Raw genomic sequence first — 26,382 nt, 5'->3', positions numbered from 1 at the left:
GCCATGGATTTCGACCTCAGCGATGAACAACGCCTGCTGACCGACAGCGCCCGCGCCTTCGCCGCGCGGGAGCTGGCCCCCCACGCCGCCGACTGGGACCGCGAGCACCACTTCCCGGTGGAGGTCATCCGCCGGGCCGCCGAACAGGGCTACCTGGGGCTGTACATCGCCGAGGACGACGGCGGCCTCGGGCTCTCGCGGCTCTCCGCCGCGCTGATCTTCGAGCAGCTGGCCGCCGGCTGCGTGGCCACCACCGCCTACCTCACCATCCACAACATGGCCACCTGGATGCTCGCCTCCTTCGGCGACGCCGCGCTCAAGGCCCAGTGGCTGCCGGGCCTGCTGGACGGCCGGCTGCTGGCCTCCTACTGCCTCACCGAGCCTGACGCAGGCTCCGACGCCGCCCACCTGCGCACCCGCGCCCGGCGCGACGGCGAGCACTACGTGCTGGACGGCAGCAAATGCTTCATCTCCGGCGCCGGCAGCACCCAGGTGCTGATCGTCATGGCGCGTACCGGCGAAGACGGCGCCAAGGGCATATCCTGCTTCCTGGTGCCGGCCGACGCCGAAGGCATCCGCTACGGCCGCAACGAAGACAAGATGGGCTGGCGCGCCCAGCCCACCCGCACCATCGCCTTCGACGGCGTGCGCATCCCCGCCAGCCACCGCATCGGCCCCGAGGGCGAAGGGTTCGTCTACGCCATGAAGGGCCTCGACGGCGGCCGCCTGAACATCGCCAGCTGCTCCCTCGGTGCCGCCCAGGCCGCGCTGGAACAGAGCCTGCGCTACGTCGAGGAGCGCCGGCAGTTCGGCAAGCCCCTGGCCAGCTTCCAGGCCCTGCAGTTCAAGCTCGCCGACATGCTCACCGACCTCACCGCCAGCCGGCAGATGGTGCGCCTGGCCGCCCACCGCCTGGACCAGCGCCACCCCGAGGCCAGCCTCTACTGCGCCATGGCCAAGCGCTTCGCCACCGACCAGTGCTTCGAGGTGTGCAACCAGGCCCTGCAACTTCATGGCGGCTACGGCTATCTGAACGACTACCCTCTGGAGCGCTGGGTGCGCGACACCCGCGTGCACCAGATCCTCGAAGGCACCAACGAGATCATGCGCGTCATCACGGCGCGCCGTTTACTGGAACAGGGCGGCACACTCGACCGCCTGCTATGACGAATGCGTTAAGGAGATGCACATGAGCACCGCAGTCGAACCCTACAAGACCGGCGTCTTCGACCTCACCCACAAGCTCACCGTGGAGAAGCACGGCCACACCGCCCTGCTCACCATCAACAACCCGCCGGCCAACACCTGGGACCGCGAATCCCTCATCGGCCTCAAGCAACTGGTGGAGCACCTCAACCGCGACGACGCCATCTACGCCCTGGTGGTGACCGGCCAGGGGCCCAAGTTCTTCAGCGCCGGCGCCGACCTCAACATGTTCGCCGATGGCGACAAGGCCCGCGCCCGGGAAATGGCCCGGCGCTTCGGCGAAGCCTTCGAAGCCCTGCGCGACTTCCGTGGCGTGTCCATCGCCGCCATCAACGGCTACGCCATGGGCGGCGGCCTGGAGTGCGCCCTGGCCTGCGACATCCGCATCGCCGAGCGCCATGCGCAGATGGCCCTGCCCGAGGCCACCGTCGGCCTGCTGCCCTGCGCCGGCGGCACCCAGGCACTGTCCTGGCTGGTGGGCGAAGGCTGGGCCAAGCGCATGATCCTCTGCGGCGAGCGCATCGACGCCGACACCGCCCAGCGCATCGGCCTGGTGGAGCAGGTGGTGGACAGCGGCGAAGCCCGTGGCACCGCCCTGCTGCTGGCGGCCAAGGTCGCCCGCCAGAGTCCGGTGGCGGTGCGCACCATCAAGCCGCTGATCCAGGGCGCCCGCGAACGCGCCCCGAACACCTGGCTGCCAGAGGAGCGCGAGCGCTTCGTCGACCTGTTCGACGCCGAGGACACCCGCGAAGGCGTCAACGCCTTCCTCGAAAAGCGCGAACCCAAGTGGCGCAACCAGTGAGAGCGATGCCATGAACGTGAAATTCGAAGAGCGCCACGGCCGCGACGGCGCGCGCATCGGCATCGCCACCCTGGACGCCGAGGCCAGCCTCAACGCCCTCAGCCTGCCGATGATCGAAGCGCTGGAGGCCCGCCTCGACGCCTGGGCCAGCGACCCGGACCTGGTCTGCGTGCTGCTGCGCGGCAGCGGGCCCAAGGCCTTCTGCGCCGGCGGCGACGTGCGCCGGCTGGCGGAAGCCTGCCGCGAGCACCCCGGCGAAGTGCCGCCGCTGGCGGCGCGCTTCTTCGCCGACGAGTACCGCCTCGACCACCGCCTGCACACCTACCCCAAGCCGCTCATCTGCTGGGCCCACGGCCACGTGCTGGGCGGCGGCATGGGCCTGATGCAGGGCGCGGCGATCCGCATCGTCACCCCCTCCAGCCGGCTGGGCATGCCGGAGGTCAACATCGGCCTCTACCCCGACGTCGGCGGCAGCTGGTTCCTCGCCCGCCTGCCCGGGCGCCTGGGCCTGTTCCTCGGCCTCACCGCCAGCGGCATCAACGCCCGTGACGCGCTGGACCTGGGCCTGGCCGACCGCTTCCTGCTGGACGACCAGCAGGAGGCCCTGCTGGACGGCCTCGCCCAGCTCAACTGGCGCGAGCACAGCGGCGCCCAGCTCACCAGCCTGCTGCGAGCCCTGGAAGCCAGCGCCCGCCCGCAGCTGCCCGAGGCCCAGTGGCTGCCGCGCCGGGCCCGCCTCGATGACCTGCTGGACGTGGCCGAACTGCCCGCCGCCTGGCACGCCATCGCCGCCCTGCAGCACGACGAGGACGCCCTGCTGGCCCGCGCCGCCCGCACCCTGGTCGCCGGCTGCCCGCTCACCGGGCACCTGGTCTGGGAGCAGATCCGCCGCGCCCGCCACCGCTCCCTGGCCGAGGTGTTCCGCATGGAATACGCCATGAGCCTGAACTGCTGCCGCCACCCGGAATTCCCCGAAGGCGTGCGCGCCCGCCTGATCGACAAGGACAACGCCCCGCGCTGGCACTGGCCGAGCGTGGACAGCGTGCCGCGCAACGTGATCGAAGCCCACTTCGAGCCCACCTGGGAGGGCGATCACCCCCTGGCGGACCTCTAACCCCCTCCCACGCGACCCAAGGAGCACGACAATGACAACAATCGCCTTCATCGGTCTCGGCAACATGGGCCTGCCCATGGCCCGCAACCTCATCAAGGGCGGCCATGCGCTGCAGGTCTTCGACCTGGTCCGCGCCGCCATGGATCAACTGGTGGCCGAAGGGGCCAAGGCCGCCGTCGATGCCCGGGATGCCGTCCAGGGCGCCGAGGTGGTGGTCAGCATGCTGCCCGCCAGCCACCACGTCGAAGGCCTCTACCTGGGCGACGACGGCCTGCTGGCCAGGCTGCCCGCCGGCACCCTGGTGCTGGAGTGCTCCACCATCGCCCCCGAGGCCGCCCGGCGCGTGCATGCCGCCGCCCGTGAACGGGGCATCGCCCTGCTCGATGCGCCGGTCTCCGGCGGCACCGCCGGCGCCACCGCCGGCACCCTCACCTTCATGATCGGCGGCGAGGCCGAGGCCCTGGAGCGGGCCCGGCCGCTGCTGGCGCTGATGGGGCGCAACCTGTTCCACGCCGGCCCGGCCGGCGCCGGCCAGGTGGCCAAGGTGTGCAACAACCAGGTGCTCGCCGTGCAGATGATCGCCACCGCCGAAGCCATGGCCCTCGGCGTCGCCAACCAGCTCGACCCCGCCGTGCTGGCCGAGATCATGCGACAGAGCTCCGGCGGCAACTGGGTGCTGGAGCGCTACAACCCCTGGCCGGGGGTGATGCCCAACGCCCCCGCCAGCAACGGCTACCAGGGCGGCTTCATGGCCGAACTGATGGCCAAGGACCTCGGCCTGGCCCAGGAGGCCGCAGGCCGCAGCGCCAGCAGCACCCCCATGGGCGCCCTGGCGCTGCAGCTCTACCGCCTGCTGCTCAAGCAGGGCAAGGGCCGCCAGGACTTCTCCGTGGTGCAGCAGCTGTTCGCCCCGGAGTGATATCGAGGCAGGCGTCGACCTGCCGCAGCGCACCGCGCCGATGCGATCGGCTACCATGCGCGCTTCGTTACAACCGGGGCGCCCCATGTCCGACTTCCATCACGCCCTGCTCGACTGGGACGAGCAGGGTCAGCCACTGTCCCGCGAGTTCGGCGACGTCTACTTCTCCCCCGAGTCCGGCATGGCCGAGACCCGCCACGTCTTCCTCGACGGCAACCAGCTGCCGGAGCGCTTCACCGCGCTGCCCGAGGGCGGTCGCCTGGTCATCGGCGAGACCGGCTTCGGCACCGGCCTGAACTTCCTCTGCGCCTGGCAGTTGTTCCGCGAGCAGGCCCCGGCCAGCGCCCGCCTGCACTTCGTCAGCGTGGAGAAATTCCCCCTCGCCCATGCCGACCTGGCCCGCGCCCTGGCGCTGTGGCCGTCCCTCGCCCCACTCGGCGATGAACTGCTGCAGCAGTACCGCGCCATCAACCCCGGCTTCCAGCGCCTGCTGCTGGACGGCGGCCGCGTGGTGCTGACCCTGCTGGTGGGCGACGCCCTGGAATGCCTGCCACAGCTGGACGCGCGCATCGACGCCTGGTTCCTCGACGGCTTCGCACCAGCCAAAAACCCGCAGATGTGGTCGCCCGACCTGTTCACCCAGCTCGCCCGCCTCAGCGCACCCGGCGCCACCCTGGCCACCTTCACCAGCGCCGGCTTCGTCCGTCGCGGCCTCCAGGCGGTGGGTTTCGACATCAAGCGCACCCCCGGCTTCGGCAAGAAGTGGCACATGACCCGGGGCCGCTACAACGCCGCACCGGTCGCCGCCGAACGCCCCTGGTACGCCCGCCCGCCGGCCCACCAGGGGCCGCGCCGGGCGCTGGTGATCGGCGGCGGACTGGCCGGCTGCGCCAGTGCGGCCAGCCTGGCCGCGCGCGGCTGGCAGGTCACCCTGCTGGAGCGCCACGCCGGCCTGGCCGAAGAAGCCTCCGGCAACCCACAAGGCGTGCTCTACCTCAAGCTGTCGGCCCACGGCACCGCCCTGTCACGGCTCATCATCAGCGGTTTCGGACACACCCGGCGCCTGCTGGAACACCTGCAGGCCAATGAGGACTGGCAAGCCTGCGGCGTGCTGCAGCTGGCCTTCGAAGACAAGGAGCGCGAACGCCAGGCCGCCCTCGCCCGGGCCTTCCCCAGCGGCCTGCTGCGCGCGCTGGACCAGGCCGAGGCACAAGCCCTGGCCGGCATCGCCCTCCCCGCTGGCGGCCTGTTCTACCCCGAGGCCGGCTGGGTCCACCCGCCAGCCCTGTGCCGCTGGCTCGCCGCCCAACCGGGCATCGAACACGCCCTGCACCGGGAAGCCCTGGAGCTGGTGCGCCAGGACGGCACCTGGCAGGCCCGTGCCGGCGCCGCCGTGCTGGCCGAGGCGCCCGTGGTGGTGCTGGCCGGCGCTGCCGAGGTGCTGCGCTTCCCGCAGACCACCGGCATGCCGCTCAAGCGCATCCGCGGGCAGATCACCCGCCTGCCCGCCACCCCCGCCAGCGCCGCGCTGGCCACGGTGGTCTGCGCCGAGGGCTATGTCGCCCCGGTGCGCCACGGCGAGCACACCCTCGGCGCCAGCTTCGACTTCCACAGCCAGGACCTGGCCCCCACCGCCGCCGAACACGCCGGCAACCTCGACCTGCTGCGGGAAATCTCCACCGACCTTGGCACCCGCCTGCACGCCGACCAACTGGACCCGGAGCAGCTCCAGGGCCGCGCCGCCTTCCGCTGCACCACGCCGGACTACCTGCCCCTGGTGGGCCCCCTGTGCGACGCCGACGCCTTCGCCGAGGCCTACGCGGTCCTCGCCCGCGACGCCCGCCAGGTGCCCGACACCCCCGCCCCCTGGCTCGACGGGCTCTACCTCAACAGCGGCCACGGCTCCCGCGGCCTGATCACCGCCCCCCTGGCCGGCGAACTGCTCGCCGCCTGGCTCGACGACGAACCCCTGCCCCTCCCCCGCGACGTCGCCGAAGCCTGCCACCCCAACCGCTTCCTGCTGCGCCGGTTGATCAGGGGGCAGTGACGCCCCCGCTTTCCCACCCCTCCCGTTCCGCCTTCGCCCCGATGCGCCGCCACGGCCATCGGCGCGAGGGTTCGTGCCTGCCCGTTTATAACCAATCGATCTGAACCGATCGCACACACCCCTGTCGGACCTCTATGCACCCTCGCGGTGCACCCTCCCCAACGGACACACCGGTAAGGAACTATGTGCGGCATTTCTGGAGAACTACGTTTCGATAACCGACCCGCCGACCTGGCTGCGGTCGAACGCATCACCCACCACATGGCCCCGCGCGGGCCGGATGCCTGGGGCTTCCACAGCCAGGGACCGGTCGCCCTCGGCCACCGTCGGCTGAAGATCATGGACCTGTCCGACGGCTCCGCCCAACCCATGGTCGAGCCCGACCTGGGGCTGGCCATCAGCTTCAACGGCGCGATCTACAACTTCCCCGAGCTGCGCGAAGAGCTGCAGGCGCTGGGCTATCACTTCCGCTCCAGCGGCGACACCGAGGTGCTGGCCAAGGCCTGGCATGCCTGGGGCAAGGACATGCTGCCGCGCCTCAACGGCATGTTCGCCCTGGCGATCTGGGAGCCCGGCAGCCAGCGCCTGTTCCTCGCCCGCGACCGCCTCGGCATCAAGCCGCTGTACCTGTCCTGCACCGGCGAGCGCCTGCGCTTCGCCTCCAGCCTCCCGGCCCTGCTCAAGGGCAGTGACATCGACGGCAGCCTCGACCCCGAGGCGCTGAACCACTACCTCAGCTTCCACGCCGTGGTGCCGGCGCCGCGCACCCTGGTCAAGGGCATCGAGAAGCTGCCGCCCGCCACCTGGCTGATGGTCGACGCCCAGGGCAACCGCGACCAGGCCACCTGGTGGAACCTCGCCTACGGCCACGATGCCGACGAGGCCGGGCTGGAACTGGCGGACTGGCGCGACCGCCTGCTGGCGAGCCTGCGCGAGGCCGTGTCCATCCGCCAGCGCGCCGCCCGCGACGTCGGCGTGCTGCTCTCCGGCGGGGTGGATTCCAGCCTGCTGGTGGGCCTGCTGGCCGAAGCCGGCGTGAAGGACCTGCTGACCTTCTCCATCGGCTTCCAGGACGCCGGGGGCGAGCGCGGCGACGAGTTCGAGTACTCCGACCTCATCGCCCGCCACTACGGCACCCGCCACCACCAGTTGCGCATCGGCGAGCACGAGATCATCGAGCAATTGCCGGCCGCCTTCCGCGCCATGAGCGAGCCGATGGTCAGCCACGACTGCATCGCCTTCTACCTGCTCTCCCGCGAGGTGTCCCGGCACTGCAAGGTGGTGCAGAGCGGCCAGGGCGCGGATGAGCTGTTCGGCGGCTACCACTGGTACCCACCGCTGGTGGACAGCCGCGACCCGTTCGCCACCTACCGCAACGCCTTCTTCGACCGCAGCCACGCCGAGTACCGCGACACGGTGATGCCCGCCTGGCAGACCGGCGACCTGGCCGGCGACTTCGTCCGCGAGCACTTCGCCCGCCCCGGCGCCGACGACCCGGTGGACAAGGCCCTGCGCCTGGACAGCACCGTGATGCTGGTGGACGACCCGGTGAAGCGGGTCGACAACATGACCATGGCCTGGGGCCTGGAAGCCCGCGTGCCGTTCCTCGACTACCGCGTGGCCGAGCTGTCGGCGCGCATCCCGTCGCGCTTCAAGCTGGGCGACGGCGGCAAGCAGGTGCTCAAGGAGGTGGCCCGCCAGGTCATCCCCCACGCCGTGATCGACCGGCCCAAGGGCTACTTCCCGGTGCCCGGCCTCAAGCACCTGCAGGGCCGCACCCGCGACTGGGTGCGCGAACTGCTGCTGGAAGGCGGCAACGACCGCGGGCTGTTCAACCGTGCCAGCCTGGAACGGCTGCTGGCCCACCCCGAGGAGGACCTCACCCCGCTGCGCGGCTCGCGCCTGTGGCAACTGGCGGCCCTCAACCTCTGGCTCAACGAACAGGGAATCTGAACGACATGAAAGCCCACACCGGCCAGCCCTACCTGCACAGCCAGCGCCTGATGCGCGGCCAGGCCCCCTCCTACGAGCGCCTGCAGGCACGCCTGGCGGAAGAACACCAGACGCCCCCGGAAGACCCGGTGCAGATGCTGCACTGCGGCTGGGGCCGCCTGCTGCTCGGCCACACCTATGCCGACCCGGCCAGCCTGGCCCGCGAGCTGCTGGCCGAAAGCCCCGGCGAGCGCGACATCGCCCTCTACGTCGCCGCGCCCCAGCAGGTGCTGGCCCAGGCACCGCAGCAGCTGTTCCTCGACCCCTCCGACACCCTGCGCCTGTGGTTCACCGACTACCGCCCGGCGCGCCGCGCCTTCCGTGGCTTCCGCATCCGCCGGGCCCACAGCGACGAGGACTGGCAGGCCATCAACCAGCTCTACCGCAGCCGCGGCATGCTCCCCGTGGACCCGGCGGCCATCACCCCGCGCCACCTGGGCGGTCCGGTCTACTGGCTGGCGGAGGACTCCGCCAGCGGCCAGGTGGTGGGCAGCGTGATGGGCCTCAACCACCGCAAGGCCTTCCACGACCCGGAAGGCGGCTCCAGCCTCTGGTGCCTGGCCGTGGACCCGCAATGCGCCCGCCCCGGCGTGGGCGAAGCGCTGGTGCGGCACCTGGTGGAGCACTTCATGAGCCGGGGCCTGGCCTACCTGGATCTCTCGGTGCTGCACGACAACCGCCAGGCCAAGGCGCTCTACGCCAAGCTCGGCTTCCGTGACCTGCCCACCTTCGCCATCAAGCGCAAGAACGGCATCAACCAGCCGCTGTTCCTCGGCCCCGGCCCGGAGCAGACCCTCAACCCCTACGCCCGCATCATCGTCGACGAGGCCCACCGGCGCGGCATCGAAGTGCGCGTGGACGATGCCGCCGCCGGCCTCTTCACCCTCAGCCAGGGTGGCCGCAACGTGCGTTGCCGCGAGTCGCTGTCGGACCTGACCAGCGCCGTGAGCATGACCCTCTGCCAGGACAAGACCCTCACCCACCGTGCCCTCGCCCGCGCCGGCCTCAACCTCCCCGCCCAGCGCCTGGCCGGCAGCCGCGAGGAGAACGCCGCGTTCCTCGCCGAGCACGGCACCCTGGTGATCAAGCCGGTGGATGGCGAACAGGGCCAGGGCGTCGCCGTCGGCCTGCGCCGCATCGAGGACGTCGAAGCCGCCATCGCCGAAGCCCGTCGCTACGACAGCCGCGTGCTGCTGGAAAGCTGTCACGAAGGGATGGACCTGCGCATCGTGGTGATCGGCTTCGAGGTGGTGGCCGCCGCCCTGCGCCGCCCGGCCGAGGTGGTCGGCGATGGCCAGCGCAGCATCCGCGCCCTGATCCAGGCCCAGAGCCGCCGACGCCAGGCCGCCACCGGCGGCGAGAGCCGCATCCCGCTGGACGCGGAGACCGAGCGCACCCTGCGCGACGCCGGGCACGGCTACGACGACGTGCTGCCCGCCGGCCAGCGCCTGGCCGTGCGCCGCACCGCCAACCTGCACACTGGCGGCACCCTGGAGGACGTCACCGGCGTGCTCCACCCGACCCTGGCCGATGCCGCCCTGCGCGCTGCCCGCGCGCTGGACATCCCCGTGGTGGGGCTGGACCTGCTGGTGCCCGCCGCCGACCAGCCCGACTACGTCTTCATCGAAGCCAACGAACGGGTCGGCCTGGCCAACCACCAGCCGCAACCCACCGCCGAACGCTTCGTCGACCTGCTGTTCCCGCTCAGCCGCCAACCGGGCACCCCCTGATCGTGCCGGGCGCCGACCCCCACCGGCGCCCCGGCCCGCATGCCCCACAGAGGAGCCACCATGAGCCAGACCCTTCCCGATCCCGACCTCGCCTACCTGCAGAAGGTGCTGCTGGAGATGCTCGCCATCCCCAGCCCCACCGGCTTCACCGACACCATCGTGCGCTACGTCGCCGAACGCCTGGATGAGCTGGGCATCCCCTTCGAACTGACCCGCCGGGGCACCATCCGCGCCACCCTCGCCGGCCGCCAGAACAGCCCCGACCGCGCCGTGGCCGCGCACCTGGACACCATCGGCGCCATCGTCCGCCAGGTGAAGGACAACGGCCGCCTGGCCCTCGCCCCGGTGGGCTGCTGGTCCAGCCGCTTCGCCGAGGGCAGCCGCGTCAGCGTGTTCACCGAAACCGGGGTGATCCGCGGCAGCGTGCTGCCGCTACTGGCCTCCGGCCACGCCTTCAACACCGAAGTGGACAGCATGCCCATCAGCTGGGACCACGTGGAACTGCGCCTGGACGCCTACAGCTCGACCCGCGCCGACTGCGAGTCACTGGGCGTGTCCATCGGTGATTTCGTCGCCTTCGACCCGCTGCCGGAGTTCACCGAGAGCGGCCACATCAGCGCCCGCCACCTGGACGACAAGGCCGGCGTCGCCGCCCTGCTCACCGCCCTCAAGGGCATCCGCGAGGCGCGGCTGGTGCCGCCCATCGACTGCCACCCGCTGTTCACCATCACCGAGGAGATCGGCTCCGGGTCCGCCGGTGCCCTGCCCTGGGACGTCAGCGAATTCGTCGGCATCGACATCGCCCCCGTCGCACCCGGCCAGCACTCCAGCGAACACGCTGTCAGCGTCGCCATGCAGGACTCCTCCGGCCCCTACGACTACCACCTCTCCCGGCACCTGCTGAAGCTGGCCGAGCAGAACGCCGTGGCAGTTCGTCGCGACCTGTTCCGCTACTACCACAGCGACGCGCAGTCAGCGATCGCCGCCGGCCACGACACCCGTGCCGCCCTCCTGGCCTTCGGCTGCGATGCCACCCACGGCTACGAGCGCACCCACATCGACAGCCTGGAGGCCATGGCCCGCCTGCTCGGCGCCTACCTCATGAGCCCGCCGGTGTTCGCCAGCGACGCCAACACCGCCCAGCACTCCCTGGAGCCGTTCAGCCACCAGCTGGAGCACAGTGCGCAGATGGAGAACGACACTCGCGTACCGACGGTCGGCAGCCTCCTCGGCAAGGGCGAAAACGACGCTTGAAGGCCATCGCGCATACGGGCAAAGTGCCAGGCCACAGGCGATAACAACTACGAGGTCAACGGATGCCTCGCCTCTGTCTGGCGCTTCTGCTCCTGTGCGTCATCGGACCGGTCTGGGCGCTGCAGGGCGCCCCCCTCGACCGTGATGAACTACGCCTGTCCCTGAGCCCCTTCGCCGCCTATGTCGAGGACCCCGACGACAGCCTCGGCGCCGAGCGGGTGCGCCAGCTGCCCGACGAGGCCTTCACCCCCGTCCACGGCGAGCACGCCAACCTGGGCAAGAACGCCTCGGTGTGGTGGTTCAAGGTCCGCCTGGTCAACAGCCGCCCCCACCCGGTGGCCGGCTACCTGGAAGTCAACTACCCGCTGCTGGACCACATCCGCCTCTACGCCTACGGCCCCGACGGCCGCGTCAGCGAGCAGGAAACCGGCGACAGCTTCGCCTTCGCCCAGCGCCCGGTGCAGGTGCGCAACTTCTGGTTCCCCCTGGAGGTACAGCCGGGGGTCAGCACCGTGCTGCTGCGGGTGGAGAGCACCAGCACGCTGTTCCTGCCGCTGTTCTTCAGCACCTACGGCGCCAGCGCCGCCGCCCAGGAGAACTTCATGGGGTTCAACGGCGCCTTCTACGGCGTGCTGTTCGCCATGTTCTTCTACAACCTGTTCCTCTACCTCTCGCTGCGCGAGTCCGCCTACCTCTGGTACCTGGCCTACAACCTCAACGTCGGCCTGCTCGCCGCCTGCTTCGACGGCATGCTGTTCAAGCTGCTGCCCGAACACGTCGCGCTGCAATCGGTGAGCATCTACATCCTCATGTACCTGCACTGCCTCACGGCCGTGCAGTTCAGCCGCCACTTCCTCCACGCCCGCGCCTACTTCCCGCGCCTGGACAACTGCCTGCGCGGCGCCATGCTGCTCACCCTGCTGGCCTTCGCCTCCGCCCCGCTGGTGGGCCTGGCGGCCTGGAACATCCTCGCCAGCCTCACCGTCTCGGCGGTGTCCCTGCTGCTGCTGGCCACCGGCGTCTACGTCTGGCGGCGCGGCGTGCGCTACGGCTCTTACTACACCCTGGCCTGGGGGATCATGCTGTTCGCCTTCATCCAGGCCACCACCGGTTCCCTGGGCGTGGAGGTGCTGGGCATCTTCGGCGCCACCGCAGTGAAGATCGGCGTCACCATCGAGCTGATCACCCTCTCCATCGGCCTCGCCGACCGCATCAACACCCTCAAGGAAGAAGGCTACCGCTCGCGCCAGGCCGCCGAGCAGGCCCACGTCGAGAGCCGCGCCAAGAGCCGCTTCCTGGCCAAGATGAGCCACGAGATCCGCACCCCGCTCAACGGCGTGCTGGGCATGCTGCACCTGCTCAAGGAAACCTCGCTGGACCGTACCCAGCGCTTCTACGTCGACACCATCTCCAGCTCGGGGACCGCGCTCATGGCCGTGATCAACGACATCCTCGACTACGCCCGCATCGAGTCCGGCAAGCTGACCCTGGAGCACATCGAGTTCGACCTGGAGCAACTGGTCTCCGACGCCCTCAGCCTGTTCACCGCCCAGGCCCTGGACAAGCGCCTGCGCCTCTACGTCAGCCTGGAGAACGGCGTGCCCCGGCGCGTCCAGGGCGACCCCACGCGGCTCAAGCAGATCCTCATGAACCTGCTGAGCAACGCCCTCAAGTTCACCGCCGAAGGCCACGTCGCCCTCAACGTCAGCCGCCGCAACAACAGCCTGGGTGAGCCGCGCCTGGTGTTCGCCATCAGCGACAGCGGCATCGGCATCCGCACCGAATCCCTCTCCCACCTGTTCGACTCCTTCGCCCAGGGTGACTCCAGCACCACCCGCCGCTACGGCGGCAGCGGCCTGGGCCTGGCCATCAGCAAGGAGCTGGTGGAGATGATGGGCGGCCGCATCGAAGTGCAGAGCACCCCCGGCCAGGGCACTCGGTTCTCCTTCGACCTGCCCCTGCAGGCCCTAGAGGAAACCGACGAGCTGCCGGCCTTGCTGAACGGCCGCACCGCCCTGCTCACCTCCCTCGACGGCCTCGGCCTGGACACCCTCGGCCGCCTGCTGGGCCGCTGGGGCATGCGCACCGAGCGCTGCCAGGACCCGGAGCGCCTGCGGGACTACCTGGAAGACTTTGCCGTGCCGCCGCTGCTGGTGCTCATGGCGCCCTGGCCAGGCAGCGTCACCCATTGGCTCGACAGCCTGCGACCCAGCCTCGCCAAGGGCCAGCGCGTGCTGCTGCTGTGCCCGCCCGAACAGTGCCAGAACCTGCCCCCCAGCGAGGGCCTGCACCTGCTGGCCATGGCCCAGCCGCTGGCGGTACTGCCGCTGCGCCAGGCCCTGCTCGACCTGTACCGCGAGCAACCGGCCACGCCGGCGCCCACACCGGCACCGCAGCACCCCGAGGCGGACCGCGCGCCCTGCGTGATGGTGGCCGAGGACAACCCGGTGAACCAGCTGGTGGTCCAGGGCTTCCTCAAGCGCCAGGGCTACCGGGTGCGCACCGTGGCCAACGGCGTGGCCGCCGTGGCCGAGTACGAGCGCGACCCGCAGGGCATCTCGCTGATCCTGATGGACTGCGAAATGCCGGAGATGGACGGCTTCGAGGCCACCCGCCGCATCCGCGTGCTGGAGCGCAACCGCCACCTGGCCCCGGTGCCCATCGTCGCCCTCACCGCGCACATCTTCGACGAACACCGCGAAGCCGGCGCCGCCGCCGGCATGGATGACTTCCTCGGCAAGCCCCTCGATGCCCACCAGCTCTACACCACCCTGGACCGCCACCTGGCGCGCCAGCGCGTGGAAGACGAGAGCTGAACGGCCGCAGGTGCTACGATCGCGCCCCCGCTCCACGAGGCCCGCCCATGCTCATCCCCCACCACCTGCTGGAACCCGAGACCCTGACCCGGCTGATCGAGGACTTCGTCACCCGCGACGGCACCGACAACGGCGACGAGACCCCGCTCGACACCCGCGTCGCCCGCGTGCGCAAGGCCCTGGAGAAGAAGCAGGCGGTCATCCTCTTCGACCCCGACAGCCAGCAATGCCAGCTGATGCTGCGCAGCGAAGTGCCCAGGGAACTGCTGGTGGAAGACGAGGACGAGTGATGCGCCGGCTCGACCACCTCTCCCCGGGCTGAAGCCGATCACGGGCGTGCGGCCAGGAGCCCCCGTAGCCTGGGCTTCAGCCCAGGGCCGCACCGATGCCCCCGGCGAAGTGCCAAGCCAGTTATCGAGTTTTGCGGGTGTTTTCTGTTTCGCCTTCCCAGGCGAGTCCCTTTTCCAATCGTTGAAAAGGAACCAAAAAACTTGCCCCTGCATCCGGCCCGACTGCGTCGGGTCCCCTCGCTACATCGCCGTTCCAGGGGCCCGCGCTGACGGGCCATCCATGGCCCGGCAGCGCTCTCGCGACATCCATGTCGCTCAACCCCTTCCACGACGATTCCACTCGACCTCCTGAAGGGGCACTGGCCCCGCCCCGCCATTCGGAGTCAGGCAACAGTGCAGCGTGCGCTCACAAATTGCTTACCTTTCCGTCTCGGTCGCAGCCCTCGTAGCCTGGGCTTCAAACCCAGGGCCACGCCGACATTCCCGGTGAAATGCCCAAGTGATGCACTGGCTACCGCCCTCCCCGGGCTGAAGCCCGGGCTACGGCCGACCACGCCCACGCCTCTGGGCGGATGAATTCGCCCCTACGGGTTTGCGCCATTGGCCGGGTGCACGATCACCGTGGCGGTGATGCCGGCGGCGAGGAGCACGCCCTCGGGCACCTTGTCGATGTGGATGCGCACCGGTACCCGCTGGGCCAGGCGCACCCAGTTGAAGGTGGGGTTCACGTCGGCCACCAGCTCGCGGCTCTGGGGGTTGTCGCGGTCGTAGATGGCGCGGGCGATGCTCTGCACGTGCCCTTCCAGGCGCTCGCCGCTCATCAGCTGCAGCTCCGCCGGGTCGCCCACGGCGATGTGCGGCAGCTTGGTTTCCTCGAAGTAGCCGTAGACCCAGTAGGACGCCTCGTCCACCACCGCCAGCTTGGCCTCGCCGATGCGCGCGTAGTCGCCGGCGTGCACGGTCAGGTTGGTCACGTAGCCGTCCACCGGTGCGCGCACGTCGGTACGGGCCAGGTTCAGCCGGGCCGCCTCCAGGTTGGCCTGGGCCTGCTGGTAGTCCGCCTCGGCGGCCAGCGCGGTGTTGCTGGCGTCGTCCAGGCTCTCGCGGGAGACCACCTGCTCGTCCATCGCCGCGCGGCGGTGGGCGCTGAGCCGGCGCATGTCCAGCACCGCCTTGCGGGCGTTCACCTGGGCTTCGGCCTGCTTCACTGCCAGGCGGTAGTGCTCGGGGTCGATGCGCATCAGCAGGTCGCCCTTCTTCACCCGCTGGTTGTCGGCCACCGGCACCTCCACCACCACGCCGGACACATCCGCCGCGACGTTGATGATGTCGGCGCGCACGCGGCCGTCACGGGTCCAGGGGCTGTCCATGTAGTTCACCCAGAGGGTGCGGCCGATGAACACGGCCAGGAGCAGGACGAGAAGGGTCGCCAGCAGGCTGAAGACGGATTTGAGGGTCATGGTGGGCTCGATCAACGGTAGACGAACAACGAAAGCCCGCCGAACAGGCAGGCGAACAGGCTCACCCGGAACAGCACCGGGTGCCAGGCGAAGCGGTACAGGCCGGCGGCGGCCAGCACCCGGTCCAGGGCCCAGCAGGCCAGCGCGGTGGCGATGAACAGCAGGGTCAGGGTCGGCATGTAGACGCCGTGGAAGGCGATCTCGCGGGGCAGGCTGTCAGGCAGCATGGGCAGGCGCTCCGGCAGGGGCGGACCCGCGCAGGGGCGACTGCGGGTCCAGCAGGGAGGTACGGATGAAGTGCAGGTAGCTGAGTACACGGCGCAGGCGGGACTGCTCGAAGTCGGCGCCGCCGGGCTCCTCGGTGGCGCGCACGGCGTCGATGGCCTGTTCCACCGCCAGCCGGGCCCGCTCCAGGTTGCCCGCCCCCGGCTTCATGAACAGCCGCGCCAGGGCCCGGCCCATGGCCCGCACGGCCTGGCGCCAGGGCTGGTCCTCGGCGTAGCACGGCGCCGCCGGCAGCAGCGCCTGCTCGCGGCGCAGCTCCAGCACCGCGTGGCCCACCTCCAGCACCTGGAAGGTCCAGCGCAGCAGGCCGCGCTGCACCTCGGGCCGCCCGCTGGCGACACCGTAGGCCTGGTTGAGCAGGTCCCGCGTGCCGCTGTCGAACGCCGCCGGCAGCAGCTCGCCGCGCTCACTGGTGGCCAGCACCACGCGCTGGCGCAGGTCGCGCTCCAGGCGCCGCCAGAGCCAGGCACTGGTGGGCGGCAGGATCACCGCCGTGACCACCGCCGCCAGGGCCTGGGCGAGGATCAGCGCCAGGTACTCGTTGAGCATGCGCCCCGGGTCGTAGACCGTGAGGTTGGCCGGGATCGCGCCGAAGCTGAAGAACACCAGCAGCCCCAGGCCGTAGCCCGCCCACTGCGGGCGCACCGAGAGGAAGGCGCCGAAGGCGAACACCGGCGCCACCGCCAGGGCCAGCAGCGGGAAGCCGTCCAGGTGCGGCAGCACGAAGAAGGTCACGGTGAAGCCGAGGATGGCCGCCAGCACCGTGCCCATGGCCATCTGCATCGCCATCCGCGCCGGATTGGGCGCCGCCGACACCAGTGCCGCCACGGCGGCGGCGTTGAGCACGAAGCTGCTGCCGCTGGGCCAGGCGGTCTCGATCCAGAACAGGCCGAACACCAGCACCATCAGCGCGGTGCGCGCCCCGGCCACCAGCGCCGCCAGGGAGCTGGCCTTGGCGGCGAAGGACGGTTTCCAGTTCTCCCGCTCGTGGCGGTGGGACGCCAGGGATGCATGGGTGCGGGTGTAGCCCTGCAGCTCATCGGCGAAGCGGTAGAGCAGTTCGGCGGCGGTGTCGAAGTCCAGCCGCTGGGCCTCGTCGGCACCGGCGGCGAGCAGCCGGGCGCGGGCATCGCGGATGCGCTGCTTGAGCTGCTGGCGGCGGTCTTCCAGGCGCTCGGCCAGGGCCAGGGCGTCCTGGTCGGTGAGCGGGCGCTCGCGCCAGGGCCCGAGCACCTCGCGCACGCCGGCCAGGCAGGGCTCCAGGGCCTGCAGCACCGTGCCGTCGCCCTGGGCCCGCAGCCGTGCGAGCAGCTGATGCAGGGCGTGGTAGCGGGTGGTCAGGGCCATGAACTCGCTGTTCAGGCGTGACAGCCGGCCGCTGCGCAGGCGCATGTGCGGGTCCTCGAAGCCGGTGGCGCTGCGCAGCGCCTCCAGCCCCACCGCCTGGCTGGCGAAGGCCACGTTGGACGCCTCGAAACGCTGGCGGTCGCCGCCGTCCAGGTGCTCCAGGACGAACGCGGCGAAGGCGCCGAAGCGCTGGTAGAGGGCGTTGCGCATGGCCGCGCTGGAGGTCTGCGGGAGGATCAGCGCACTCACTAGGCTGGCGCAGCCGATGCCCAGGGCGATCTCCAGAATGCGCCACAGTGCCTGCATGAATGCCGCTTCCGGGTGGGTGGTGGCGGGCAGGCCGATGAGGGTGGCGGTGTAGCCGGCCAGCACGCAGGCGTAAGAGCGGAAGTCGCGGTAGCGGGTCGCGCCCACGGTGCACAGGCCGATCCACAGCGAGGACACCAGCAAAAACAGCACCCGCTCCTGGGCGAACAGCGCGATCAACGCCACCATCACCGTCAGCCCCACCAGGCTGCCGAGGATGCGGTAGAAGCCCTTCGCCAACACCTGGCCGCTCTGCGGCTGCATGACGATGAACACCGTGATGGTCGCCGTGCTCGGCTGCGGCAGCTCCAGGCGCATCGCCAGCCACAGGGTGACCAGCGCCGCCAGCAGCACCTTGCCGATGTAGACCCAGGTGACGCCGTCGCTGCGCGCCCACTCGAAGAAGGCCCGGCGCCAGGCCTCGGCATCCGGCAGGCGCAGGCCGCCGTGGGAGGCGGCCATCAGCGTGCCTCCGGGGTGCGCAGCGGCACCCGCTCGGGCAGCAGGTGGGCATCGTCCGGGGCCTGGTCCGGCTCGCCCAGGCCGCCGCCGAGGGCGATCACCAGGCCGGCGTGGGCCGCCAGGCGACCGGCGTGGACCTGCTGCGCCACCTCCTGCTGCTGGAACAGGCGGGTCTGGGCGTTGAGCACGTTGAGGTAGTCGGTCAACCCACCCTGGTAGGCCTGGGTGGCCAGTTCGTAGGTGTGCTGCGCGGCGGCCACCGAGTCATCGGCCAGCTGCTGCTGGCGGGCCAGGCTGCGCACGCGGATCAGTTGGTCGGACACGTCCCGCAGGGCCTGCACCAGGGTGCCGTTGTAGCGCGCCACGGCCGCGTCGTAGGACGCCGAGGCTTCGCCCAGCAGGGCTCGGCGCCGGCCACCGTCGAAGATCGGCAAGGACAGCGCCGGGCCGATGCCGTAGTTGAATTTCTGCCCCCGGAGGAACTCCAGCATGCCGCCGCCCACGGCGTTGTAGCCGACGCTCGCCACCAGGTCGACGTTGGGGTAGAAGTCGGCCTCCGCCGCGTCCACCCCGCGGGCTTCGGCAGCCACCTGCCAGCGGCTGGCCACCAGGTCCGGGCGGTGCCCCAGCAGCTCCACCGGCAGGCGCGCCGGCAGGCCCGGCTGGGCCGCCAGGGACAGGCTCGGGCGGCGCAGTGCGGCCGCCGCACCCGGGCCCTTGCCGGCCAGGGCGGCCAGCTGGTTGCGGCTGAGGGCGATGGCCTCCTCCACCGCTTCCAGGCGGCGGCGGGTCTCCGGCAGGGGCACCTCGGCCTGGCTCACCTCGAACTGGGTGCCGAGGCCCCCGCCCAGGCGCCGCCGGGCCAGGTCGAGAATGGCCTGCTGCTGGTCCAGCAGCGCCTGGGCGATGTCCCGCTCGGCGTACTGCAGGGACAGCTGCACGTAGGCGCGCACCACGTTGCCCTCCAGTTCCAGCTGGGCCATGCGCGCCTGGGCGGCGCTCATGCGGGCGAGGTCCTGGTAGTGCTCGGCGATGCTGGACTCGCGCCCCCAGAAGTCGAAGGCGTAGCTCAGCCCCAGGGCGGCATCGTTGTTCCAGGTGGTGGTGCGGGCCAGCTCGCCCGGGCCGTAGAAATAGTCCGTGGGCCAGCGGTGGCGGCTGAGGGACGCCTTGGCGTCGACCTGGGGCGACTCCACCGCCTCGGCGGCGCCGGCCAGGGAGGCGGCCATGCGCACCCGCGCGCGGGCCTCGGCCAGGCTCGGGCTGCCGGCCAGGGCCTGGTCGATCCAGGCGTCCAGCTGCGGGTCGCCGAAGGCCTGCCACCAGCGCTGCCGGGGCCAGCCGGCATCCTGCCCGGCCTGGGCGATGGCGGCATCCAGCTGCAGGTGGTCAGGGGCCAGGCGTTGTTCGGAGGGGGCGATACCCTGGGTGGAAAGGCAACCGGCCATTGTTGAAAAAATGACAACGGCGCTGGCGGACCTCAGTCCTCTGGCGAGACGACGCGGCACGGTGGGGTGTCCTGGGATGGTGTGGCTGGATTGGAGCGGAGAGCAGGCACCGACGGGGGCCCGGTGGAGCAGATTCTAGGGATCGGCCCGCACCGGCATAAGCGGGGCATTCGGTGAATGACTATTACCGGATCAGTAACAATCCGCCGGCCCGGCCGCGTGATAATGGCGCCCCCAGCCCTCACCCCGAGCCGCCCCATGGACACCCTGCAGACCATGCGCGCCTTCAGCTGCGTCGCCGACACCGGCAGCTTCACCGCCGCCGCCCAGCAGCTGGGCACCACCACCGCCAACATCTCCCGTGCCGTGGCCCACCTGGAAGGCCACCTGAAGGCGCGCCTGCTCAACCGCACCACCCGGCGCATCGCCCTGACCGAGGCCGGCCAGCGCTACCTGCTGCGCTGCCAGCAGATCCTCGCCTACGTGGAAGAAGCCGAAGCGGAGGCCGGCGACGCCCATGCGCGCCCGGCCGGGCGGCTGCGGGTGCATTCCATGACCGGCATCGGCCAGCACTACGTGATCCGCGCCATGGCCGGCTACCGCCAGCAATACCCCGACGTGAGCTTCGACCTGACCCTGGCCAACCGGGTGCCGGACCTGCTGGACGAAGGGCTGGACGTGGCCATCGTGGTCGCCACCGAGCTGCCCGACTCGGGGCTGGTGTCCCAGCGCATCGGCGCCACCTACAGCATCCTCTGCGCCTCCCCCGGCTACATCGCCGAGCGTGGCGCCCCACGCACCCCGGCGGACCTGGCCCAGCACGAATGCCTGCTACTGATCAGCCCGGTGATGCCCTTCGACCGCTGGCACTTCGTCGGCCCCGACGGCGAACAGATGATCACCCTCGGCAACCCCAGCTTCCAGGTGAACGTGGGCGACGCCATGACCGAGGCCATCCGCTCCGGCATGGGCATCGGCGTCCTGCCGCTGTACTCGGCCATGGACGGGCTGCGCGACGGCTCCCTGGTGCCGGTGCTGCCCCACTACCGCCTGCAGTGCCTGAACATCTACGCGCTCTACCCCTCGCGCCAGTACCTGGACGCGAAGATCAAGACCTGGGTGACCTACCTGCGCGAGACCCTGCCTGACGCGCTGCAGGCCGACGAGGTGGAGCTGGCCGGGATTCGCGCCCGCGCCGGTTGAGCGGCGCGGGCGACGGGCTCAGGCGCCTGCCTTCTCCAGCACCAGGTCCGGCGCGGCGGCGGGCTTGAGCAGGGCGTAGAGCACAGCGGTGAGCAGGCTGCCGGCGACGATGGCCAGCAGGTACGGCAGCACGTGGTTGATGGCGTTGGGGATGAGCAGCACGAACAGCCCGCCGTGGGGCGCCATCAGCTTGCAGCCGAAGTACATGGACAGCGCCCCGGTGAGCGCACCGCCGGCGATGCTGGCCGGGATGACCCGCAGCGGGTCCTTGGCCGCGAAGGGAATCGCCCCCTCGGAGATGAAGCACAGCCCCAGCACCAGCGCCGCCTTGCCCGCCTCCCGCTCGCTCTGGGCGAACTTGCGCCGCGCCAGCAGGCAGGCCAGGCCCAGGCCGATGGGCGGCACCATGCCGGCAGCCATGGTGGCGGCCATCGGTGCGTAGCTCTGGGAGGCCAGCAGGCCCACCGAGAAGGCGTAGGCGGCCTTGTTGATCGGCCCACCCAGGTCCACGCACATCATCCCGCCCAGCAGCACGCCGAGGAGGATGGCGTTGGTGGCGCCCATGCCGTCGAGGAAGCGGGTCAGCGCGGCGAGCATGCCGGCCACCGGCGTGCCCACCACGTAGATCATCACCAGCCCGGTCACCAGGCTCGCCAGCAGCGGGATGATCAGGATCGGCTTCAGCGCCTCCAGGCTCTGCGGCAGGTGCAGCCAGCGGTTGATGGCGCGGGCGCAATAGCCGGCGATGAAGCCGGCGACGATGCCGCCGATGAAGCCCGCCCCCAGGGTGCCGGCCAGCAGGCCGCCGATCATCCCCGGCGCCAGGCCCGGCCGGTCGGCGATGGAATAGGCGATGTAGCCGGCCAGCAGCGGCACCATCAGCTTGAAGGCGGTGTCGCCGCCGATCTGCATCAGCGCAGCGGCCAGGGTGCCCTGCTCCTTGAACGCCTCGATGCCGAAGACGAAGGACAGGGCGATCAGCAGGCCCCCCGCCACCACCATCGGCAGCATGAAGGACACGCCGGTGAGCAGGTGCTTGTACAGGCCCTTGGCCTCGCCGCCCTTCTCCGCCGCACGCGGTGCAGGGCCGGAGGAGGCCTCCGCCTGCAGCTCGCGGGCCTCGGCCAGGGCGCGCTCCAGGGTCGCCTCGGCCTGTTTGAGGGCCACGCCGGTGCCGCAGCGGTAGACCCGCTTGCCGGCGAAGCGCGCCAGGTCCACCTCGATGTCGGTGGCCAGCAGCACCACGTCGGCGCGGGCGATGGCGTCCGCCGGCAGCGGATCGCGGGCGCCCACCGACCCCTGGGTTTCCACCAGCAGGTCGTAGCCCAGGCGCTGGGCGGCCTGCTTGAGGGCCTCGGCAGCCATGAAGGTGTGCGCCACCCCGGTCGGACAGGCGGTCACCGCCACCAGGCGCGGGCGCTGGACGCGGGCGCCGACCTCGGAGGGCTCGCGCAGGGCCGCACGGGCCTCGGCACGGCGCAGGAAGTGCTCGGGTGCCTGCAGCGCCTCCACCGGGCTGGAGAGGAACACCCGCTTGCCGCTGAAGCGCGACAGGTCCACCTCGCCGGTGGCCACCACCAGCACCCAATCGGCGGCGGCCAGCTCGGTGGCGGACAGAGGCGCCCCGCCGGGCATCTCCACGCAGGTGCTCCAACCCAGGCGGCGGGCGGCGGCGTCCAGCAGGCGGGCGCTGATCAGGCTGGTGACGGCCCCGTTGGGGCACGCCGTGACTAGGGCGAGTTTCATCGGGAGACCTCGTGCTGTGCGGGGGCATCGACCAGGGTGACGGCGCCTTCCAGCGCGGCCAGCTGGGCCCGGTCGTGAATGCCGAAACCGATCTGGGTGACGGCCTGGGCGGCAATGGCGGTGGCGTGGCGCAGGGTCTGCTGCGGCGACCAGCCGCTGAGCAGGCCGTGCAGCATGCCGGCCAGCAGCGAATCCCCGGCGCCGACGGTGCTCACCACCTGCACCCTGGGCGGACGGGACGCCAGCACACCGCCCGGGTTGAACCAGCGCACCCCGTCGGCGCCGAGGGACAGCACCAGGTGCTCGATGCCCATCGCGTGCAGGCGCTGGGCCTCCAGGGCCTGGGCGGCGGCGTCATCCAGGGGGTGGCCGCAGGCGTCCGCCAGCTCCTCCTGGTTCGGCTTCACCAGCCAGGGCGCGCAGTCGAGCCCGGCACGCAGCGCCGCGCCGCTGGTGTCCAGCGCCACCCGGACACCCAGCCCGCGCAGGCGCTGCAGCAGCGTCCGCAGCCAGTCCGGGTCCACGCCCCGGGGCAGGCTGCCGGCCACCACCACCAGGTCGTGGCCCGGCACCAGGCTGTCCAGTCGCTCCAGCAGCGCGGCCCTGGCGGCCGCGTCGACCTCGGGGCCGGGGCCGTTGATGTCGGTGATGCGGCCGTCGTCCTCGGCCAGCTTGAGGTTGCTGCGGGTCTCCCCGTCGACGCGGACGAAGGCATCGTGGAAGCCGCGCCGGGCGAACAGCGCCTCGAACGGCTGGGCGTTGTCGGCACCGAGAAAACCGGCCACCGACAGGCTGTGGCCGAGGTCGGCCAGCACCTGGGCCACGTTGAGGCCCTTGCCGGCGGCATGGGCCACCAGGGCATCGCCCCGGTTCACTGCGCCCGGCACCAGCTGGCGCAGGCGCAGGGTGAGGTCCAGCGCGGGGTTGAGGGTCAGGGTGAGGATGCGTGCCATCAGAATCGCTCCGCCAGTTCGCGCACGGCTTCGGCGCTTTCGGCCTGCAGGGCCACGGCGGCCAGCTCCTGGGCGGCCGCCTGGCTCATGGCGCGGATGCGCGCCTTGATTTCCGCAATGCTGCGCGCGGACACGCTCAGCTCGTCCACCCCCAGCCCCACCAGCAGCGGCACCGCCAGCGGATCGGAGGCCAGTTCGCCACACACGCCGACCCACTTGCCGTGGGCATGGGCGGCGCGCACGGTCATGTCGATCAGCTGCAGCACCGCCGGGTGCAGCCCATCGGCCTGGGCGGACAGGGTCGGGTGGCCACGGTCGATGGCCAGGGCGTACTGGGTCAGGTCGTTGGTGCCGATGCTGAAGAAGTCCACCTCGCGGGCCAGTACCGGCGCCAGCAGGGCGGCGGACGGCACTTCCACCATGATCCCCAGCTGCACGTCGGCATGGGGCAGCTCGCCCAGCAGCTCACGGGCCATGTCCCGCGCCTGGCGCCACTCGCCGACGCTGCCGACCATGGGGAACATGATGCGCAGCGGCCGGCCCTCGGCGGCCTGCAGCAGCGCGCGCAGCTGGGTGCGCATCACCTGCGGGCGCTGCAGGGTCAGGCGCACGCCGCGCAGGCCGAGGAAGGGGTTCTCCTCGGTGGGGATGGGCCAGTAGGGCAAGGGCTTGTCGCCGCCCACGTCGAGGGTCCGCGCCACCAGCGGGCGCCCCTCCAGGGCGTCGAACACGCGGCGGTAGTCGGCCTCCTGGGTGGCCAGGTCGGGGGCCTGGGCGTGGGCCATGAAGATGAATTCGGTGCGCAGCAGGCCGATGCCCTCGGCCCCCTGGGCCACGGCCGCCGCGGCGCCCTGGGCGTCACCCAGGTTGGCGCAGACCTCCACTGCATGGCCGTCGCGGGTCACCGCCGGCTCCAGCTTGTGGGCCTCGGCCTCGCGCAGCAGGCGCTCGCGTTCGCTGCGCTCCTGGCGGGCACGCTCCAGCAGCGCCGCCTCGGGTTCCACCACCAGGCGCCCTCGCCCGCCGTCCAGCAGCAGCATGGCGCCCGGCGCCAGGGCCAGCACCCGCGCGCCCGCGCCCACCAGCGCCGGGATGCCCAGCGCCCGCGCGACGATGGCGCTGTGGGAGGTGGCGCCACCCCGGGCGGTGAGGATGCCGGCGACCCGCTCGCGGTCCAGGCGGGCCACGTCCGATGGGGCCATTTCGTCGAGCACCAGCACGTACGGCTCGCGGGGCTCGGGCACCTCCTCCACGCCGCACAACTGGGCCAGCACGCGCCGGCCGACGTCGCGCAGGTCGGCGGCACGCTCGGCCAGCAAGGCATCCTGCAGGGCTTCCTGCTGGCGGGCCGCCTCGCCGATGACCGCATTCCAGGCGGCGGCGGCACTCTCGCCACGGGCCAGGCGCGCGTCCACGTCCTCCACCAGGGAGGGGTCGGCGAGCATTTCCAGATGGGTAACGAAGATCTCGCGGATGGCCTTGACCTCGCTGCGCGCCACCAGCGCCTCGATCTCGCCCCGCACCTGGGCCAGGGCCTGCTCCAGGCGCTGGCGCTCCTGCGCCGGGGACTCGCCCCGGGCCGGGTAGTCGAAGGCCCGCGCCACGCGGACATGGGCCGGGCCGATGGCGATGCCGGGGGACGCCGACACGGCCGCCAGCACCTCGCCGGGCTGCGGTGCGGTGGGCGCGGCGACGGGCGCCTCAGGCGCTTCCGAGGGCGCCTCGGGTCGCGCTGCGTCCAGCGGCTCCACGGTTTCGCCGAGGCCGGCCAGGATGGCGTCGCGCAGGGCCGGCAGGGCCTCGTCGGCGATCGCCGGTTCGGCCAGCAGCTCCAGCACCTGCCCTCGGCGCACGCCCAGCGCCAGCAGTTTGCTCAGGCTGCGGGCGCTGACGGCGGGCTGGCCGCTGTCGGCGACACGGATGCGGATCTCCCCGGCAAAGGCCTTGGCCGCCTGGGCCAGCTCCTTGGCAGGGCGGGCATGCAGGCCGTGGGTGTTGGCCAGGGGCACGCGCAGGCTCGGCCAGTCGGCGATGGAGTCACCGCCGAGGGTTTCCAGCAGCGCACGGCTGGAGACGGCATGCACGATCTCGCCACCGCGCCCTTCCACCAGCAGGCTGCACAGGCGCTCCAGCAGCGCCTGGTGGGCATCCCCCAGGCTCGCCAGGCAGAACAGGCCGGCCAGGGGCTGGCCCTGGTACTGCAGGGCCGCCGCCGGGGCGACGAAGGCCAGGCCTGGCCGCTCCACGGCCTGGTCGGTGTCCAGCCACCAGAGGCCGTCGCCCAGGGGCAGCGGCTCGCGCTGCAGCAGGGCCGCCGCAAAGCCCTTGTCGACGCACCCGGCGCGGCGCAGCAGGCGGGCGCCTTGCAGGGCCAGTTCGTCGAGGTCTTCGGCCTCGCTGCCGAGGGCGATCAACTGGTCGTCCAGCGCCAGGTCACGGGGGGCGCCCTGGAGCAGCTGGAGGATGGCCTCGGGGCTCTCGGCCGCGCGCAGGGCCTCGCCCAACTCGCCTTCGCCGAGAGCACGGGTCAGCAGTTGCAGCAGGCGCAGGTGCTCATCGGACTTGGCGGCGATGCCGATGGCCAGGTACACGCGCTGGCCATCGCCCCACTCCACGCCGCCGGGGAAATGCAGCAGGCGCACGCCCGTGGCGTGCACCAGGTGGCGGGTCTCGGGGGTGCCGTGGGGAATCGCGATGCCCTGGCCGAGGCAGGTGGAGCCCTGCGCTTCGCGGGCCTCCAGCGCGGCCAGGTAGCCGTCGGCGGCCAGGCCGTCCGCCACCAGCCGCTGCGCCACCTGGCGCAAGGCGTCGGCTTTGTCCGACGCGGCCAGGCCCATGGACACCTGTCCGGGGGTCAGTTCGAGCATGCGTGCCTCCAAACGGGCCTCGGGGCCCTCTTGTCGTTGTGCCATCTGCATCAGCTTAGGTGCTGCCTTCCGTCACGCCGGGCAGGTGCGTGCGGTCCGTGACCACGCCAGGCAGGACGTGGAAACATCTGGACA

At 71.5% G+C, this 26,382-nt stretch carries 18 protein-coding genes; 11 read left to right on the top strand and 7 right to left on the bottom strand.

Annotated elements, in window-relative coordinates; genetic code table 11:
* Positions 1-3: 3 nt before the first annotated feature.
* The 10 genes from PotMrB4_RS12315 to PotMrB4_RS12270 all read left to right on the top strand — a co-directional run bounded on the left by PotMrB4_RS12315 (position 4) and on the right by PotMrB4_RS12270 (position 14,170).
* Positions 4-1,167, top strand: coding sequence for an isobutyryl-CoA dehydrogenase (locus PotMrB4_RS12315; RefSeq protein WP_044406590.1), 1,164 nt, complete (start codon positions 4-6; stop codon positions 1,165-1,167).
* Between the two features lie 22 nt (positions 1,168-1,189).
* Complete coding sequence (locus PotMrB4_RS12310; protein ID WP_044406587.1) at positions 1,190-2,008, top strand: enoyl-CoA hydratase; 819 nt, start codon at positions 1,190-1,192, stop codon at positions 2,006-2,008.
* Between the two features lie 10 nt (positions 2,009-2,018).
* Positions 2,019-3,122, top strand: a complete 1,104-nt coding sequence (locus tag PotMrB4_RS12305; RefSeq protein ID WP_172433426.1) for an enoyl-CoA hydratase/isomerase family protein — start codon at positions 2,019-2,021, stop codon at positions 3,120-3,122.
* Positions 3,123-3,153: 31 nt separating this feature from the next.
* On the top strand, positions 3,154-4,041 hold the full coding sequence (gene mmsB, locus PotMrB4_RS12300) for a 3-hydroxyisobutyrate dehydrogenase (protein ID WP_172433425.1): 888 nt from the start codon (positions 3,154-3,156) through the stop codon (positions 4,039-4,041).
* A gap of 85 nt (positions 4,042-4,126) precedes the next feature.
* On the top strand, positions 4,127-6,088 hold the full coding sequence (mnmC, locus tag PotMrB4_RS12295) for a bifunctional tRNA (5-methylaminomethyl-2-thiouridine)(34)-methyltransferase MnmD/FAD-dependent 5-carboxymethylaminomethyl-2-thiouridine(34) oxidoreductase MnmC (RefSeq protein ID WP_172433424.1): 1,962 nt from the start codon (positions 4,127-4,129) through the stop codon (positions 6,086-6,088).
* A gap of 183 nt (positions 6,089-6,271) precedes the next feature.
* On the top strand, positions 6,272-8,041 hold the full coding sequence (locus PotMrB4_RS12290; protein ID WP_172433423.1) for an N-acetylglutaminylglutamine amidotransferase: 1,770 nt from the start codon (positions 6,272-6,274) through the stop codon (positions 8,039-8,041).
* A 5-nt stretch (positions 8,042-8,046) separates the two neighbouring features.
* A complete protein-coding gene (ngg, locus tag PotMrB4_RS12285) occupies positions 8,047-9,810 on the top strand; it encodes an N-acetylglutaminylglutamine synthetase (protein ID WP_172433422.1) in 1,764 nt (587 codons plus the stop codon).
* A 60-nt stretch (positions 9,811-9,870) separates the two neighbouring features.
* A complete protein-coding gene (locus tag PotMrB4_RS12280) occupies positions 9,871-11,064 on the top strand; it encodes an osmoprotectant NAGGN system M42 family peptidase (protein WP_044406570.1) in 1,194 nt (397 codons plus the stop codon).
* A gap of 62 nt (positions 11,065-11,126) precedes the next feature.
* Positions 11,127-13,880 (top strand): hybrid sensor histidine kinase/response regulator, encoded by a 2,754-nt coding sequence (locus PotMrB4_RS12275; protein ID WP_172433421.1) that lies wholly within the window; start codon positions 11,127-11,129, stop codon positions 13,878-13,880.
* A 47-nt stretch (positions 13,881-13,927) separates the two neighbouring features.
* The gene (locus PotMrB4_RS12270; protein WP_044406564.1) at positions 13,928-14,170 is read left to right on the top strand and encodes a YheU family protein; all 243 of its coding nucleotides are present in this window, start codon (positions 13,928-13,930) and stop codon (positions 14,168-14,170) included.
* A 584-nt stretch (positions 14,171-14,754) separates the two neighbouring features.
* On the opposite strand, the gene PotMrB4_RS12265 is transcribed toward PotMrB4_RS12270, so the two are convergent.
* The 4 genes from PotMrB4_RS12265 to PotMrB4_RS12250 are packed head-to-tail and all read right to left on the bottom strand — an operon-like array spanning position 14,755 to position 19,478.
* Positions 14,755-15,630 (bottom strand): efflux RND transporter periplasmic adaptor subunit, encoded by an 876-nt coding sequence (locus PotMrB4_RS12265; RefSeq protein WP_044406561.1) that lies wholly within the window; start codon positions 15,628-15,630, stop codon positions 14,755-14,757.
* Between the two features lie 11 nt (positions 15,631-15,641).
* Positions 15,642-15,842: a DUF1656 domain-containing protein gene (locus PotMrB4_RS12260; protein WP_044406645.1), complete on the bottom strand. Its 201-nt coding sequence runs from the start codon at positions 15,840-15,842 to the stop codon at positions 15,642-15,644.
* Between the two features lie 4 nt (positions 15,843-15,846).
* Positions 15,847-18,030: an FUSC family protein gene (locus PotMrB4_RS12255; protein ID WP_142009896.1), complete on the bottom strand. Its 2,184-nt coding sequence runs from the start codon at positions 18,028-18,030 to the stop codon at positions 15,847-15,849.
* A complete protein-coding gene (locus PotMrB4_RS12250) occupies positions 18,030-19,478 on the bottom strand; it encodes an efflux transporter outer membrane subunit (protein WP_172433420.1) in 1,449 nt (482 codons plus the stop codon). Before PotMrB4_RS12250 ends, PotMrB4_RS12255 begins: the two co-directional genes overlap by 1 nt.
* A 258-nt stretch (positions 19,479-19,736) precedes the next feature.
* Between PotMrB4_RS12250 and PotMrB4_RS12245 the strand changes: the two genes are divergently transcribed.
* Positions 19,737-20,681, top strand: coding sequence for a LysR family transcriptional regulator (locus PotMrB4_RS12245; protein WP_044406553.1), 945 nt, complete (start codon positions 19,737-19,739; stop codon positions 20,679-20,681).
* 18 nt (positions 20,682-20,699) lie between these two features.
* Here the strand turns inward: PotMrB4_RS12245 and PotMrB4_RS12240 are convergent, their stop codons facing one another.
* From PotMrB4_RS12240 to ptsP, 3 genes are read right to left on the bottom strand one after another with little or no spacing between them, the layout of a single operon-like run.
* Positions 20,700-22,427, bottom strand: a complete 1,728-nt coding sequence (locus PotMrB4_RS12240) for a fructose-specific PTS transporter subunit EIIC (RefSeq protein ID WP_172433419.1) — start codon at positions 22,425-22,427, stop codon at positions 20,700-20,702.
* Positions 22,424-23,380, bottom strand: coding sequence for a 1-phosphofructokinase (gene pfkB, locus PotMrB4_RS12235; protein ID WP_172433418.1), 957 nt, complete (start codon positions 23,378-23,380; stop codon positions 22,424-22,426). Before pfkB ends, PotMrB4_RS12240 begins: the two co-directional genes overlap by 4 nt.
* Positions 23,380-26,247: a phosphoenolpyruvate--protein phosphotransferase gene (gene ptsP, locus PotMrB4_RS12230; protein WP_172433417.1), complete on the bottom strand. Its 2,868-nt coding sequence runs from the start codon at positions 26,245-26,247 to the stop codon at positions 23,380-23,382. The genes pfkB and ptsP overlap by 1 nt, the downstream gene beginning before the upstream one ends.
* Between the last annotated feature and the right edge of the window lie 135 nt (positions 26,248-26,382).

The sequence above is a fragment of the Metapseudomonas otitidis genome (genome assembly GCF_011397855.1).
GTDB lineage: Bacteria > Pseudomonadota > Gammaproteobacteria > Pseudomonadales > Pseudomonadaceae > Metapseudomonas > Metapseudomonas otitidis.
Note: the sequence above shows the minus strand (reverse complement) of the source record. Positions and strands in the feature narration are given on the sequence as shown.